We start from the raw sequence: 14389 nt of genomic DNA, 5'->3' as shown, positions 1-14389 counted from the left end.
GCCGTCACTCCTTCGGGGAGAACGAGCTGATGGCGGGCGCCACGTTGTAGGCCTGCATGGCGACCGCGGTCTTCGCATCGCTCAGGTAGACGCTGTTCTCGCGGTACCACGGGTCGAACCAGGCGTTGTCGACCAGCCACTTGCTGACCGCCTTCATCGCTGTCGGCAACTGCGCGGCCGGTGCGTTCTGGGCGGTGGCCAGCAGCTTGTCGAGCTGCGGGTCGCCGGCCTTGAGCGGGTTCCACGGCGACTTGCGCGTGACCGCCTTCTGGATGTCCTGCCATGCCGACTGACTGCCCAGCGTCATGAAGGCGACCGGGTACTTGCCGGACAGGATCTCCGGGATGACCGCGTTGGCCGGAACCTTCACCCACTTGACCTTGATGCCGACCGCGCCGAGCTGCTGCTCGATGATCGCGTTGTACTGCGCGAACCCGGGCGACTCCGGCATCGTGATCGCGAACCCGTCCGCGTAGCCGGCCTCCGCGAGCAACTGCTTGGCCTTCGCCGGGTCGTAGTTGTAGGTGCTGTCGAGCGCCTTGTCGTACCCGTCGCCGGCGGTGTTGAAGATCTGGGTCGTCAGCGCGCCCTGGCCGTGCGAGACGTTCTTCAGGATCGCCTCCCGGTCGAAGGCGAAGTTGATCGCCTTGCGGACCCGCACATCCTTCAGCGCCGGGACGAGCTTGCCGTCGCGGTCCATCAGCAGCAGGCCGTTCCAGTTCACCGGGGTGGTGTTGGCCGTCAGGCCACTGCGCTGGGCGTCGGCGAGGGAGTTGGTGTCGGTGAGCGCGCCGTTCACCTGTCCGGACTTGATCGCGTTCAGCCGGGCGGTCAGGTCGGTCATCGGCTTGATCACGATCTTGTCGTACGGGAACGCGGCGGTGTTCCAGTAGTCCGGATTCCGCTTGTAGGTGTAGGTGCTGCCGACAACGGTCCCGGTCTTGTCCAGCACGTACGGTCCGCTGCCGACTGGTGTGGTCGCGACGTCCTTCGCCTTCAGCGACTTCGGGCTGGCCATCGCGCCGCCGACGCTGGCCAGGTAGTCGATCAGCCCGGGATCCGGCGACTTCAGTTTCAGGTTGAGCTCGGTCGCGCTGACGATCTGGTACGTCGCGATCGACCGGCTCATGTACGAGTTCTGACCGGTCCCGGCGCCCAGGTTGACCAGGTTGTCCTTCACCGCGGTCGCGTCGAACGGCGTACCGTCGGTGAACTTCACCCCGCTCTTCAGCTTGAGGTTCAGCGTCGTGCGCTTCGCGTCGTACGCCCAGGACGTCGCGAGCCACGGCAGCAGTTTGTTGGTCTTGTCGCGGGTCAGCAGCGTGTCGAAGACCGGTGACCAGTACTGCATCTGGTTGCCGATGTTCAGCTGGGTGGGGTCGAAGGAGTTGTTGTCCAGGACCGCGGCGATGGTGAGCGTTTTGGCCGCGGACGAGCTGGCGCCCGCGCCCGAGCAAGCGCCGGCACCGACGACGAGAGCGGCAGCGGCCAGGAGGGCGCTGCAGCGACGGATGAGCATGATCGGCTCCTTACGTGCGATTCAACGTGCGATCGGGACGTCTGCGCAGGGCTGGAAGCCGAGCCGCCAGGTCTTGACCCAGATCGGTGCGGATGGGGTGAACGGGGCGGTGTAGAGCTGCCAGCGGCGGCGCTGAGCCGTCGGGGGGTCGGTGGTCCAGCCGATGAGCGAGCCGTCCGTCGAGCAGGTGATCGCCACCAGGCCGTCACTGCTCGCGACCTCGGGCTCGGCGGTCTGCGGGCGTTGCCCGTCCGGATGCCACTCGGCCAGCAGGTCCTGCTCGGGTCTTCGGCCGAGGTCGCCGGTCCGCTCCAGCCAGGAGTCCAGTGCGTCGGCGAGCCGCTGCTGTACGTCGGCGTACTCCGGCCGGCCGGCGAGGTTGTGCTCCTCGTGCGGATCGGCGTCGATGTCGTAGAGCTCCTCAGGAGCACGTTTGCTGGCGGCAACGATCGTGCGTTGCAGGTCGGTGAGGATCGACGGCGGTTCGCCGAACGCCAGCTGTTGCTGGGCTTCCTGGGCGAACAGCCGGCGGAGTTCCTTCCAGGTCCACAGGTTGTCCGGGTACTCGGTGTGGCCCATCGGCGAACGGTCCGGATGCAGATGGCGGGTGTAGCGGAACCGGCGGTCGCGGATCGAGCGGGAGGTGTCCTCGGCCTCACCCATCCGGTCCCGGGCGCTCACGACGTACTCACTGCGCCGCTCGAACAGGACCTCGCCGTGCATGTGCTCAGGAACGTCGAGGCCGCACATCGACAGCATCGTCGGCGCGAGATCCATCAGCCCGACCGGTTCGGCGTACCTCGACCCGGCGGCGACCTTCCCCGGCCACCGGATGATCAACGGCTCGCGGAACCCGAGCTCCGTCGCCCACCGCTTGCCGCGTGGCATCCCGAGTCCGTGGTCGCTCCAGAACACGACGATCGTGGTGTCCGCGAGCCCGTCCTCCTCGAGCTGGTCGAGGATCGTGCCGACCCAGTGGTCCATCTGGCTGATCAGTTCGAGGTAGCGGCGCCACGACGTCCGGTACACCTCGGTGTCCGGGTGGTACGGCGGTACGTCGGCCTTCTCGACCCGCTGCGCGTCGGCGGTCTTGCGGGCGAACTCGTCGTCGTCCAGGTAGAGCTGCGACTCGTGCGTGATCAGGCTGTGGAAGGCCATGAAGAACGGCTGCTCCGGGTCGTCCCGCAGCCGCCAGTGCGCGTGGTCGCCGAGTTCGTCGTAGACCGGCTCGGGAACGTCGACCTGGAAGTCGGTGAACGCCGTGTTGCCGGTCCAGTAGCCCGCGGCCCGGAAGTACTCGGGCAGCAGGCGGACCTCCGGCGGGGGAGTGGCCCGCGTTCGCATGTGCATGGTGCCGATCGCCGGCGGGAAGCAGCCGGTGACGATCGCACTCCGGGAGGGACCGCACACCGGGGCGGCGGCGAAGGCCTGCTCGAACAGCATCCCGTCGGCGGCGAGCGCGTCGAGACGCGGCGTGGACGCCTGCTCGGCACCCGGCCAGATCCCGGTGTAGCACCCGAGATGCGGATTGATGTCGTGCGTGCTGATCCACAGCACGTTGGGCCTGGAATTAGGCATGGCTGTGCTCCTGAAGGGGCGACTAGCGTGGTCCTGCGGTCAGTCGACCGCGCGGATGCGCCGCTGGGAGCTGCGACTCTGCAGCTCTTCGCGGAGCTCGATGCACCAGGCGACGTGCTGGTCCATGTAGAGCGAACCGAGCTCGTGCGACCGCTCCTCGACCAAGGACTGGAGCTCCGCGTCGAACGGCAGCTGCGGCTCCTCCGGAACCGAGCGGTCGCGGTCGCGGTAGCGCTTGATCTGCAGCTGCCGGGCGAGGATCTCCCGATCGAGCAGCTCGATCACCTGGTCGGGCTGGAGGAACCCGCAGAACGCGAGCCGTCCGTAGAACCCGGGATCCCGGGTGTAGATCGTGGTCGGGGAGTACGGTGCCGTGAGCCAGTCCATGAACACCGTGATCCCTTCGTCGGTGACCCGGTAGGTCTTGGCGTCCTGAGCACCCGGCCGTGGCTCGACGGTGTGCCAGACCCAGCCGCGCTCCTCCATCGAGGACAGGCAGCGGTAGACCTGGCTCATCTGGGTGTTGGGGCGCAGGAACGTCCCGCGGGCGTCCATGTAGCGCTTGAGGTCGTACCCGGTGCTGGGGCGCATCAGCAGCACGCCGAGAAGGATGTGCTCGAGCTTCATGATTGCCTCCGGCCCTGGATGACACGGTATGACACAAGTGGAATACCCGTGAGGACACCACAAGTGGAATACCCCGTCAAGGGTTCGGCGCCCGACCGGATCTGGACACCGCTGACCGGCGGCCGCCGCGTGGGCGTAGGTTTGGCGCTTATGGCCATGTTCGACCTTTCCCTCGACAAGCTCCGCGAGTACCGGCCCGACGTGGCCGCTCCCGCCGACCTGGTCGACTTCTGGCGCCGCTCCATCGAGAAGGCGCGCACCGACGACCTGTCCGCCGTGTTCACCCCGATCGACAACAAGCTCGCGGTGATCGACACCTACGACGTCACGTACGCCGGCTTCGGCGGCTCGCCTGTGAAGGGCTGGCTGCATGTCCCGGCCGGTACGGACGGCCCGCTGCCGACCGTGGTGCAGTACCACGGGTACTCCGGCGGTCGCGGCTTCCCGCACGCGACTACGTTGTGGGCCCAGGCCGGTTACGCGCACTTCGTGATGGACACCCGCGGCCAGGGCTACAGCTCCGGCGGCCTCGACGGTACGCCGGACGACACGCCGTACGCCGGTCTCAACCACACGCCGGGCTTCATGACCGCGGGTATCACCGACCCCGAGACGTACTACTACCGCCGCGTGTACATCGACGCCGTGCGGGCCCTCGAGGCGGCACTGACGTCGCCGTTCGTGGATCCGAACCAGGTGATCGTCACCGGTGGGAGCCAGGGCGGCGGTATCTCGATCGCTGCGGCCGGTCTCGCCCCGATCGCGGGGATCGAGCTGCTCGGCTGCGCTCCCGACGTACCGTTCCTGTGCCACTTCCAGCGGGCGCTGCAGATCACCGACAAGGACCCGTACGGCGAGATCACGCGGTACCTGAAGGGGTTCCGGCACGACGTCGACGCGGCGCTGAACACCCTCAGCTACTTCGACGGCGTCAACCTCGGCCGGCTGGCCACGGCGCCGGCGCTGTTCTCGGTCGCGCTGATGGACGCCACCTGCCCGCCGTCGACGGTCTTCGCGGCGTACAACCACTACGGGTCCGACCAGAAAGACATCGAGGTCTACCACTACAACAACCACGAGGGCGGCCAGACCTACCAGCAGCTCGCCCAGCTCGACTGGTTCGCGCAGATCTTCGAGGCAGCCGGCTGACACTGAGGTGCAAGGGGTGAATCCCTTGCGTGCAGACCGCGGGCAGATCTATTGCCGCACCCCCTGACGTCACGGAGCGTTGTGGTGGCCGGACTCACCGGTCACCACACACTCAGGGGGATTCATGACTGCTTTCGACACGGTCGCCGAGATTCTGGACCTGCTCGAACAGGAGCGTGGGAAGCCGGCGTCGGCCAAGCCGGGGCGGCGACAGCGGCTGGCCTCGCGGCTGCTCGGCGTCGACGTGCCGCGCGCGGAGCTGGCGAAGTACGCCGCCCGTCCGCGCGTCGCCACCTCGATCCGCAACCTGCCCGCGAGCATCGACTGGCGCGACGTCGGCGGACGGAACCACGTCTCGCCGGTGAAGGACCAGGGCGGCTGTGGCTCCTGCGTCTCGTTCTGCGTCTGCGCGACGATCGAGTCGACCGTGTCGATCGCGACCGGCGAGATCGTCGACATCAGCGAGGCGGATCTGCACTTCTGCTCCGCGCACGGCGCGGGCTGCAACGGCTGGTGGCCTGCCGACGCGCTCTCCGAGGCACAGCGGCGCGGTGTCCCGGACGAGGCGCTGTTCCCGTACGCGAGTGCCTTCGGCGCGGACGGCAGCCCGAGCTGCCGGCTCGACCCGCACCGCGACAGCCGGCTGTTCACGCCGACCGGTCAGAAGGTCCTCGGCACGATGGCCGAGCGCAAGCAGTGGCTGGCCACCCGCGGCCCGGTCTGCGCCGTCTTCCAGGTGTACGACGACTTCTGGGGCTACACCAGCGACACCGGCGTCTACCGCCACACCCAAGGCGGATCGGGCGGCTACCACTGCGTGGAGATCGTCGGGTACAACGACAGCGATCGGTGCTGGATCGCCAAGAACTCCTAGGGCCCGAAGTGGGGTGACAACGGGTTCTTCCGGATCGGGTACGGCGAATGCGGGATCGACGACACGAGCAACGACCGCGACCCGAACGGCTCGCTGAACCGGTTCCCGATGTTCGGCGTCGAGGGCGTGCAGGTGCCGGGCGGCTGGAAGGCGTTCGAGCTGACCGGTGCGCAGACGTCGTCCCTGTCCGGTGCCGTCACCGCGGTGTCGCGGATTCCGAACAGCATGGAGGTCTTCTGGATCGGTGCGGGCGGCTCGGTCCGGGACGCCTTCTGGTACGAGAGCAAGCCGTGGGAGAACTTCGAGCTCGCCCCGGCCGGCAGCGCATCTGCTGATGGTGGGATCGCTGCGGTGTCGCGGATCCCCGGGAGCATGGAGGTCTGGTGGGTCGGCGGCAACGGTTCGCTGCAGGGCGCGTACTGGTACGACGGCGGGCAGTGGTCGCGGTACGAGATCGCGCCTGCCGGTAGTGCGTCGCTTGGCGGCGGGGTGGCTGCGGTGTCGCGGATCCCCGGCAGCATGGAGCTGTGGTGGGTCGGCGCCGACGGGTCGGTGCAGGCGGCGTACTGGTACGACGGCGGCCAGTGGTCGCGCTACGAGTTGGCCCCGGCCGGGAGCGCTTCGCTGAACGGTGGGATCGCTGCTGTGTCGCGGATTCCGGGCAGCATGGAGCTGTGGTGGGTCGGTGCCAACGGTTCGGTGCAGGGCGCGTACTGGTACGACGGTGGTCAGTGGACGCGCTACGAGATCGCTCCCGCCGGCAGTGCGTCGAAGGACGGTGGTGTGGCTGCTGTGTCGCGGATCCCGGGCAGCATGGAGCTGTGGTGGGTCGGCGGCAACGGCTCGCTGCAGGCGGCGTACTGGTACGACGGTGGCCAGTGGACGCGCTACGAGATCGCTCCCGCCGGCAGTGCATCGCCGACAGGTGGAGTAGCGGCGGTCTCCCGGATCGCGAACAGCATGGAGGTCTGGTGGGTCGGAGCGAACGGGTCGATGCAGGATGCCTTCTGGTACGACGGCCAGGCCTGGCAGACGTTCGAACTGGCGCCGGCGAACAGTACGTCGCTCGCCGGCGGGGTGGCCGCGGTGTCGCGGATCCCGAACAGCATGGAGGTCTGGTCGATCGGCGCGAACGCGGCGCTGAAGGACAACTACTGGTATGAGTGAAGGACACCGTCCGGCGATCCGGCTCACCACCTCGGGTGAGCCGGTGCGGATCGACCTGCCGGAGTCACCGACCACGGGCTACCGCTGGCAGCTCGAGGAAGGCGGCGACGCGGTCGAGGTCCTGGGTGCGAGCTTCACCCAGGGCCCCGGCGGCTCGGGTCCGACGGCCGGCGGCGGTGGCACCAGGACGTTCCGGATCGGGCTGCTGGATCCGGACGGCGCCGAGCTGACGTTCCGGCTGCGCCGAACGGCGACCGAGGAGCCCCTGGGAACCCAGTTGGTGGTCATCTCATCGATCGACCGATGAGTTTTCGGCCCGGGCGGCGTTACACGGTCATGGATGTCGGCCAGACTGGACCGACGGTGACCGCGGGAGGCCGCAAGATGGCACAGATGGACTGGAAACTCGAGCTCGTGATCGTGCCGGTGTCGGACGTGGATCGGGCGAAGAAGTTCTACACCGACCAGCTCGGGTTCACCGAGGACGTCGACCACCGGGCGGGCGACTCTTTTCGGGTCGTGCAGCTCACTCCGCCCGGGTCGGCGTGCTCGATCACCATCGGCACCGGGGTCACCTCGGCGACGCCGGGCACCTACCAGGGCACGCACCTGGTGGTGACCGACATCGAGGCGGCGCGGGCCGAGCTGGTCGAGCGCGGCGTCGAGGTCGGCGAGCCGTTCCACTTCGGCGCCCAGGGCAAGCAGGACGGTCTGCACCCGGAGCGCTCGGACTACAGCACCTTCCTGTCCTTCGAGGATCCCGACGGCAACGGCTGGACGGTCCAGGAGGTAGGGCACCGGCCGTGACGGTGCTCATGCCACTACTCCGTCGCGGCGGGTCATGGGGCTGTAACTCCCGTCCTTCCCTCGTCGCTCCGGTCGCTTCGCTCCCTGCGCTCCTCAGTCCAGGACGGGAGGCCCCATGACCGGTCTGGAGGAGGCGGCGTTCGCGGGTGACGAGGCCGCGTTCGCTGCCCTGGCCGGGCAGTACCGGCGTGAGCTCCACGTGCACTGCTACCGGATGCTCGGGTCGTACGACGAGGCCGAGGACGCGGTGCAGGACACGCTCTTGCGGGCGTGGCGTGCCCGCGACACGTACGACGGGCGCACGTACTTCCGGGCCTGGCTCTACAAGATCGCGACGAACATCTGCCTGGACGTCGTCCGTCGGCCGGCCGCGCGAGACCTGGTGTGGTTACAGCCGTACCCGGACCGATTGCTCGACGAGATCGCTCCGGCCCACGATCAACCCGACGTGGTGGCCGTGGACCGGGAGACGATCGAGCTGACGTTCCTGATCGCGCTCCAGGAGTTACCTGCTCGGCAGCGGGCCGCTCTGATCGCCCGCGACGTACTCGGCTGGTCAGCTGCCGAGACGGCCGGGCTGCTGGACACCAGCGTCGCCGCGGCGAACAGTGCACTCCAGCGGGCTCGGGTGACGATGCAGCAGCGGCTGCCGGTACGGCGGACCGACTGGAGTGCGCCGGAGCCGACAGTTGCGGAGCGCGAGGTGCTGGCGCGGTTCATCGACGCGCACCAGCGGTGTGACGCGGCCGCGGCGATCGCGATCGCGGCCGAGGATCTGCGGATCTCGATGCCGCCCGACCGGTTGGCGTTCGACGGCCTCACCGCGTGCCTGCCGCTGTTCGAACGTGGCCTCGGCCCGAATCGCGAAGGCGAGTGGCGGCTGGTGCCGACGTCGGCGAACCGGTTGCCCGCCGCGGCGTCGTACCTGCTGCGGCCCGGCGACACCGTCTGGCGGGCGTTCAAGCTGGACGTGCTGTGGGTGGACGACGGGAAGATCACCGAGATCATGACCTTCGGCTACTCCCGTTTCCCCGCCTTCGGCCTCCCTGACCGGTTGACCCCCTAGCGGCCGCTACTGTGGGATCCATGCTGGGACTACCTACGGGGATCCAGGCCTGTTTGTTCGACCTGGACGGTGTACTCACCGATACCGCTGCCGTCCACGCCGCCGCGTGGAAAGAGATGTTCGACGAGTTCCTCCGCGACTACGCGACACAGCACGGGATCGCCTTCCAGGCGTTCGATGCGCGCGGGGAGTACGACGCGTACGTCGACGGCAAGCCGCGCGCCAACGGCGTCCGCGACTTCCTGACCGCGCGCGGCATCACGCTGCCGGACGGGACCCCCGACGATCCGCCGTCCGCGATGACCGTGAACGGCCTCGGCAACCGGAAGAACGAGGCGGTGCAGCGACGGATCCGGACCGAGGGCGTGCACGTGTTCGAGGGCTCCCGGCGGTACCTGCAGGCCGCCGAGAAGGCCGGGCTCCGCCGGGCCGTGGTGTCCTCGAGCGCGAACACCCGCGAGGTGCTGGACGTCACCGGCCTCGCGCAGTACGTCGAGCAGATCGTCGACGGCGTGACGATCCGGACCGACGGCCTGAAGGGAAAGCCGGCCCCGGACACGTTCCTCGCCGCGGCCAAGGGCTTCGGGCTCGAGCCGTCGCAGGCGGCGGTGTACGAAGACGCACTCGCCGGCGTGTCCGCCGGCCGTTCGGGCCGCTTCGGGCAGGTGATCGGAGTGGACCGCGTCGGCCAGGCCGCCGAGCTGAAGTCGCACGGCGCCGACGTGGTGGTCCGCGACCTCGCAGAACTACTGGAGAACTGAATGATCGACCGAGGCCACCACCCGATCGAGCCGTGGCGGCTGCGGGAGACGCGGCTCGCCATGGACAAGCTGGCCCAGGCGGAGTCGCTGTTCGCGCTGTCCAACGGCCACATCGGCCTGCGCGGCAACCTCGACGAGGGCGAGCCGTACGCGATTCCCGGCACCTACCTGAACTCGTTCTACGAGCAGCGTCCGCTGCCGTACGCCGAGGCCGGCTACGGCTACCCGGAGTCCGGGCAGACCCTGGTCGACGTCACCAACGGCAAGCTGATCCGGCTCCTGGTCGACGACTCGCCGTTCGACGTCCGCTACGGCTACCTGTCCAAACACGAGCGCTCGCTGGACTTCCGGACCGGCATCCTCGAACGTGACGTGGACTGGACGTCACCCGGCGGCAAGCGGATCAAGGTCCGCAGCCGCCGCCTGGTGTCGCTCACCCAGCGCGCGGTGGCCGCGATCGAGTACGTCGTGGAGCCCGTCGACCAGCCGGCCCGCTTCGTGATCCAGTCCGAACTGGTCGCGAACGAGGCCCAGCCGAAGCTGTCCGACGATCCGCGCGTGGCCGCCGTCCTCGACAACCCGTTGAAGCCGGTCAGCCACGACGGAGGCGAGCACGGCACCGTCCTGATCCACCGAACGACGCGCAGCCAGCAGTTGATGGCCGCGGCGATGTCGCACGAGGTGGACACCTCGGCCCGGTACGCGATGGACCAGGACGTCCGCGAGGACTGGGCGCGGACCACCGTGATCTGCCAGCTGCAGCCGGGCGAGAGCCTGCGCGTGGTGAAGTACCTGACCTACGGCTGGTCCAGCCTGCGATCGGAGACCGCGATCCGGGACCAGGTCGCGGCCGCGCTCGCGAGTGCCCGGTTCTCCGGCTGGGACGGGCTGACCAAGCAGCAGGTCGAGTTCCTGGATGACTTCTGGGACGGCGCCGACGTCGAGGTGCAGGGACACCCGGAGCTGCAGCAGGCCGTGCGGTTCGCGCTCTTCCACGTCCTGCAGGCCGGTGCGCGCGCCGAGCGGCGCGCGATCCCGTCGAAGGGCCTCACCGGGGCCGGGTACGACGGGCACACGTTCTGGGACACCGAGGGCTTCGTGCTGCCGGTGCTGACCTACACGATGCCGGACGCGGCCGCCGACGCGCTGCGCTGGCGACATTCGACGCTACGTATGGCCAAGCAACGGGCCGAGGAGCTCGGGTTCAAGGGCGCAGCGTTCCCGTGGCGGACCATCCGCGGCCAGGAGTGCTCCGGCTACTGGCCCGCAGGGACGGCGGCGTTCCACATCAACGCCGATATCGCCGAAGCCGTCATGCGGTACTACCGGGCCACCGGCGACGAGGACTTCCTCGACGAGGTCGGGCTGGAGCTACTGGTGGAGACCGCCCGGTTGTGGATCTCGCTGGGCCACCACGATCGCTCGGGCCGTTGGCATCTGCCCGGCGTGACCGGCCCGGACGAGTACAGCGCAGTTGCCGACGACAACGTTTTCACCAACCTGATGGCGGCGCGCAACCTGCGGTCCGCGGCCGAGGTCGCGGCGAAGTTCCCGGCCAAGGCGCGGGAGTTCGGCGTCGACAGCGAGGAGGAGGCGGGCTGGCGGGACGCGGCGGCCGCCGTCTACGTGCCGTACGACGCGGATCTCGGCGTCCACCCGCAGTCCGAAGGTTTCACTGGGTACGCCGTGTGGGACTTCGAGGCCTACAAGGACAGGTACCCGCTGCTGCTGCACGCGCCGTACTTCCAGTTGTACCGCACCCAGGTGGTGAAACAGGCCGACCTGATGCTGGCGACGTACTGGTGCGGTGACGCCTTCACCGTCGAGGAGAAGGCGCGGAACTTCGACTACTACGAGCGGCTGACGGTGCGGGACTCGTCGTTGTCGGCCTGCGTGCAGGCCGTGATGGCGGCCGAGGTCGGGCATCTGGATCTGGCCTACGACTACGCGTACGAGGCCGCGCTGATCGACATGCGCAACCTGCACCACAACACCGGCGACGGCCTGCACATGGCGTCGCTCGGCGGTGCGTGGAGCGCGCTGGTGGCGGGGTTCGGAGGGTTGCGCGAGCGGGACGGCAGTCTGTCGTTCGATCCGGCGCTGCCGATCGGCCTGGCCGGGCTGAGCTTCACGATCCACTGGCGCGGCGTGCGGCTGAAGGTGGAGATCGATCCGGTGGCGGTGAAGTACTCGGTGCACGACGGGCCGGACGCGTCGATGACGATCCGGCACGCCGGCGAGGAGCTGACGGTCACCGCGAAGCAGCCGGTGGTCCGGACACTGGAGAAGCGCCGGCCGTTGCTGCCCCGGCCGCCACAGCCGCCGGGCCGCGAGCCACGGCCGGCGATGGCGATCAACGAGGACGGCTAGACCAGCGCCCTACGGGTCTTGTGGTCAGCGGGTGACGGTCTTCTTGTTGCGGGCGGCGAGCGACTCGGCGGTGCCGACGAGCATCACCGACGAGATCACCGCGACGATGAAGCCGAGCACGTTGAGCTCGAAGATGCCGCCGGTGCCGAGGAGGCTCGCGATCGTCCCGCCGATCACCGAGCCGGCCAGGCCGAGCAGCAGCGTGGCGAGCAGGCCGAGCTTCTGCTTGCCGGGGGTGAAGAGCCGGGCGAGCGCTCCGATGATGAGTCCGGCGATGATGAAGCCGATCATGGCTGATGTCCTCCGAGAGTCGAACGGTATGACACCAGTCTGCCGTCGCATCCGGGCCCACGGCAGTGGAGTTCTCCCTGACCGGACCCGGAGCCGACCCTGGGCGAGGACTGTGATCAGGACTGCGCGGTGATGCTGAACAGCCGGCTGTTGGCGAGCAGCCGAGGAGCGCCGCCGAGCCGTTGGATGACCGCCGCCTCGAGCTGCGCCGTCGCACCCGAATCGCCGCCCAGCAAGGCCTTGTAGCCGGCCTGGCACAAGGACCGAGGGCTCAGGATCTCGACGTACAACTCGATGTCCGACATCTCCGGGTGGCTCGCGAGAACGATCAGGGTGCTCTTCGCGCAGCGCACGAGTGCCGGGCGGACCCTGTCCAAGCTGGTCCGGACGGTCAGTTGGTCGGCGAGCGCCTTCGTGACGAAGTACTCCGCGCTGGACTGCCGGTCCTGGAGGTACCGGACGGACGCAGTCTCTTCGGCGCTGTCGGTGAGCGCGCAGACCGCCCACTGCGGCGGGATGGTGATCACCTGGGTCAGCGGCACGTATCGCGGGATGTCTGACATCTTCGCGCCGCTGTTGTTGACGGCGATCAACGCGGCCCGCGACGCCTGGTCCTGCGGGTTGGCGTACGGCGCCGCCACCAGGCGGCTGGTGAAGCTCGCGTCCGGGATGACGACGACCGACAGGCTGCCGGTGTTCTTCAGGAGCAACGACGTACGGCTCGGGTCGGTGCTGAGGGTCAGCTGCACGCCGCCGGTCTCGGACTCCGTCGGCAGCTGCTGCGTCGAGCCCGTGCAGTCGGTCGCGGGTTTGAGCGCCGTCGTCGAGCGCGGTACGACGATCGATGGCGTCGGCTGCACCGTGGGCGGCGGACTCGACCCTTCGGCGACCGAACAACCGGCGACGACCGCCGACGCCAGCAGAATTCCTGCACACGGTATGAGTACCCGACCACGTACCGCCACGATGACCCCCTGAAACTCCGAGCACCAGGTCCCCACCTGCTCGGCTACACCCCAGATTCTCTCTCAGGATACTGTCCGCGCTATGGCCTAGCCTCGAATCGTGACCGTTCATCAACTGTCGAAGCGCGATGCGCGGCGGCTGGCCGTGCGCGCGCAACTGCTGACCAGCGAGCGGCCGGCGGACCTGTTCGAGGTCGTCCGCGGTCTGAACGTGCTGCAGCTCGATCAGACGGCGTACGTCGCACCGAACGCCGATCTGGTGGCCTGGAGCCGGCTCGGTTCGTCGTACGACCCGGCCGAGCTGGCCGACGCGCTGGCCTCGCTGGAGCTGCTGGAACTGCGCGGGTTCGTGCGCCTGCCGGAGACGCTGGCGCTGTTCCGGGCCGAGATGGCGGCGTGGCCGAGCGACGGGGAGCCGCTCGATTGGCAGGAGTACCGGCGGGACTGGGTGCTGGCGAACGAGGGCTGCCGTCTCGACATCCTCGAGCGGTTGCGGCAGGACGGTCCGCTGGTGATGCGGGAGCTGCCGGACACGTGCGTTCGGCCGTGGAGGTCGAGCGGCTGGACCAACAACCGGAACGTGTCGCAGCTGCTGGAATTCATGATGCAGCGCGGCGAGGTGGCGATCGCGGGCCGCGACGGCCGGGACCGCCTGTGGGACCTGGCCTCTCGGGTCTACCCCGACGATCCGCCGGTGCCGATCGCGAAGGCGGCCCGGATGCGGGACGAGCAGCGGCTGCGGTCCATGGGTCTGCTGCGGGCGAAGGGCCCGGCGTGCCCGGGTGAGCCGCTCGACGCCGGCGAGGCGGGGGAGCGGGCCGTCGTGGACGGCGTCCGCGGCGAATGGCGGATCGATCCTGAGCTGCTCGACCGGCCGTTCACCGGACGGACGGCGATCGTCTCGCCGCTGGACCGCTTGGTGTACGACCGGAAACGGCTGCTGGAGATCTTCGACTTCGACTACCAGCTGGAGATGTACAAACCGGTCGCGAAGCGCAAGTGGGGGTACTTCGCGCTGCCGATCCTGCACAACGACCGCCTGGTCGGGAAGCTCGACGCGATGTCGGACCGCAAGGCCGGCGTCTTCCGGGTCACCGCGATCCACGAGGACGAGCCGTTCTCCAAGACCCTCACGGCCGCCGTCCACCGCGAGATCCGGGACCTCGCCCGCTGGCTCCGGCTGGAACTCGTGCCGACCTCTTGACCGATCAGTCT

14 protein-coding genes are annotated in these 14389 nt (G+C 68.8%); 9 read left to right on the top strand and 5 right to left on the bottom strand.

Going from position 1 to position 14389, the window contains the following annotated elements; all coding sequences use genetic code 11:
* Positions 1–4: 4 nt before the first annotated feature.
* Genes E0H92_RS40370 through E0H92_RS40360 form a run of 3 tightly spaced genes read right to left on the bottom strand, consistent with a single transcriptional unit; the run spans position 5 to position 3724 of the window.
* Positions 5–1519 carry an ABC transporter substrate-binding protein gene (locus E0H92_RS40370; protein ID WP_131463140.1) on the bottom strand — a complete coding sequence of 505 codons (1515 nt, stop codon included), beginning with the start codon at positions 1517–1519 and terminating at the stop codon, positions 5–7.
* A 21-nt stretch (positions 1520–1540) separates the two neighbouring features.
* Positions 1541–3097, bottom strand: a complete 1557-nt coding sequence (locus tag E0H92_RS40365; protein WP_131500010.1) for a sulfatase family protein — start codon at positions 3095–3097, stop codon at positions 1541–1543.
* Positions 3098–3136: 39 nt separating this feature from the next.
* Positions 3137–3724 carry a PadR family transcriptional regulator gene (locus E0H92_RS40360; RefSeq protein ID WP_131463142.1) on the bottom strand — a complete coding sequence of 196 codons (588 nt, stop codon included), beginning with the start codon at positions 3722–3724 and terminating at the stop codon, positions 3137–3139.
* 156 nt (positions 3725–3880) lie between these two features.
* On the opposite strand from E0H92_RS40360, the gene E0H92_RS40355 reads away from it, so the two are divergent.
* The 8 genes from E0H92_RS40355 to E0H92_RS40320 all read left to right on the top strand — a co-directional run bounded on the left by E0H92_RS40355 (position 3881) and on the right by E0H92_RS40320 (position 11918).
* Complete coding sequence (locus E0H92_RS40355) at positions 3881–4873, top strand: acetylxylan esterase (RefSeq protein ID WP_238173807.1); 993 nt, start codon at positions 3881–3883, stop codon at positions 4871–4873.
* A gap of 124 nt (positions 4874–4997) precedes the next feature.
* Positions 4998–5747 (top strand): C1 family peptidase, encoded by a 750-nt coding sequence (locus E0H92_RS40350; protein WP_131500009.1) that lies wholly within the window; start codon positions 4998–5000, stop codon positions 5745–5747.
* A gap of 108 nt (positions 5748–5855) precedes the next feature.
* Positions 5856–6914 carry a CV39L family lectin gene (locus E0H92_RS40345; protein ID WP_202874076.1) on the top strand — a complete coding sequence of 353 codons (1059 nt, stop codon included), beginning with the start codon at positions 5856–5858 and terminating at the stop codon, positions 6912–6914.
* Entirely contained in the window at positions 6907–7221 is a 315-nt protein-coding gene (locus tag E0H92_RS40340) for a protease inhibitor I42 family protein (protein ID WP_131500008.1), read from the top strand. Before E0H92_RS40345 ends, E0H92_RS40340 begins: the two co-directional genes overlap by 8 nt.
* A gap of 86 nt (positions 7222–7307) precedes the next feature.
* The gene (locus E0H92_RS40335; RefSeq protein WP_131293759.1) at positions 7308–7721 is read left to right on the top strand and encodes a glyoxalase superfamily protein; all 414 of its coding nucleotides are present in this window, start codon (positions 7308–7310) and stop codon (positions 7719–7721) included.
* Between the two features lie 115 nt (positions 7722–7836).
* Complete coding sequence (locus tag E0H92_RS40330) at positions 7837–8787, top strand: sigma-70 family RNA polymerase sigma factor (protein WP_131500007.1); 951 nt, start codon at positions 7837–7839, stop codon at positions 8785–8787.
* A 20-nt stretch (positions 8788–8807) separates the two neighbouring features.
* On the top strand, positions 8808–9548 hold the full coding sequence (locus E0H92_RS40325) for a beta-phosphoglucomutase family hydrolase (protein WP_131500006.1): 741 nt from the start codon (positions 8808–8810) through the stop codon (positions 9546–9548).
* The gene (locus tag E0H92_RS40320) at positions 9549–11918 is read left to right on the top strand and encodes a glycoside hydrolase family 65 protein (RefSeq protein WP_131500005.1); all 2370 of its coding nucleotides are present in this window, start codon (positions 9549–9551) and stop codon (positions 11916–11918) included.
* 24 nt (positions 11919–11942) lie between these two features.
* Here E0H92_RS40320 and E0H92_RS40315 read toward each other — a convergent pair whose 3' ends face one another.
* Both E0H92_RS40315 and E0H92_RS40310 read right to left on the bottom strand, forming a co-directional pair.
* The gene (locus tag E0H92_RS40315; protein WP_131463148.1) at positions 11943–12209 is read right to left on the bottom strand and encodes a GlsB/YeaQ/YmgE family stress response membrane protein; all 267 of its coding nucleotides are present in this window, start codon (positions 12207–12209) and stop codon (positions 11943–11945) included.
* Positions 12210–12325: 116 nt separating this feature from the next.
* Entirely contained in the window at positions 12326–13174 is an 849-nt protein-coding gene (locus E0H92_RS40310; RefSeq protein ID WP_131500004.1) for a hypothetical protein, read from the bottom strand.
* Positions 13175–13274: 100 nt separating this feature from the next.
* Here E0H92_RS40310 and E0H92_RS40305 point away from each other — a divergent pair, with 100 nt between their 5' ends.
* Positions 13275–14378 (top strand): DNA glycosylase AlkZ-like family protein, encoded by a 1104-nt coding sequence (locus E0H92_RS40305; protein WP_131500003.1) that lies wholly within the window; start codon positions 13275–13277, stop codon positions 14376–14378.
* The last annotated feature ends 11 nt before the right edge of the window (positions 14379–14389 follow it).

The organism is Kribbella speibonae, assembly GCF_004331375.1.
GTDB classification, from domain to species: Bacteria; Actinomycetota; Actinomycetes; order Propionibacteriales; family Kribbellaceae; genus Kribbella; species Kribbella sindirgiensis.
Note: the sequence above shows the minus strand (reverse complement) of the source record. Positions and strands in the feature narration are given on the sequence as shown.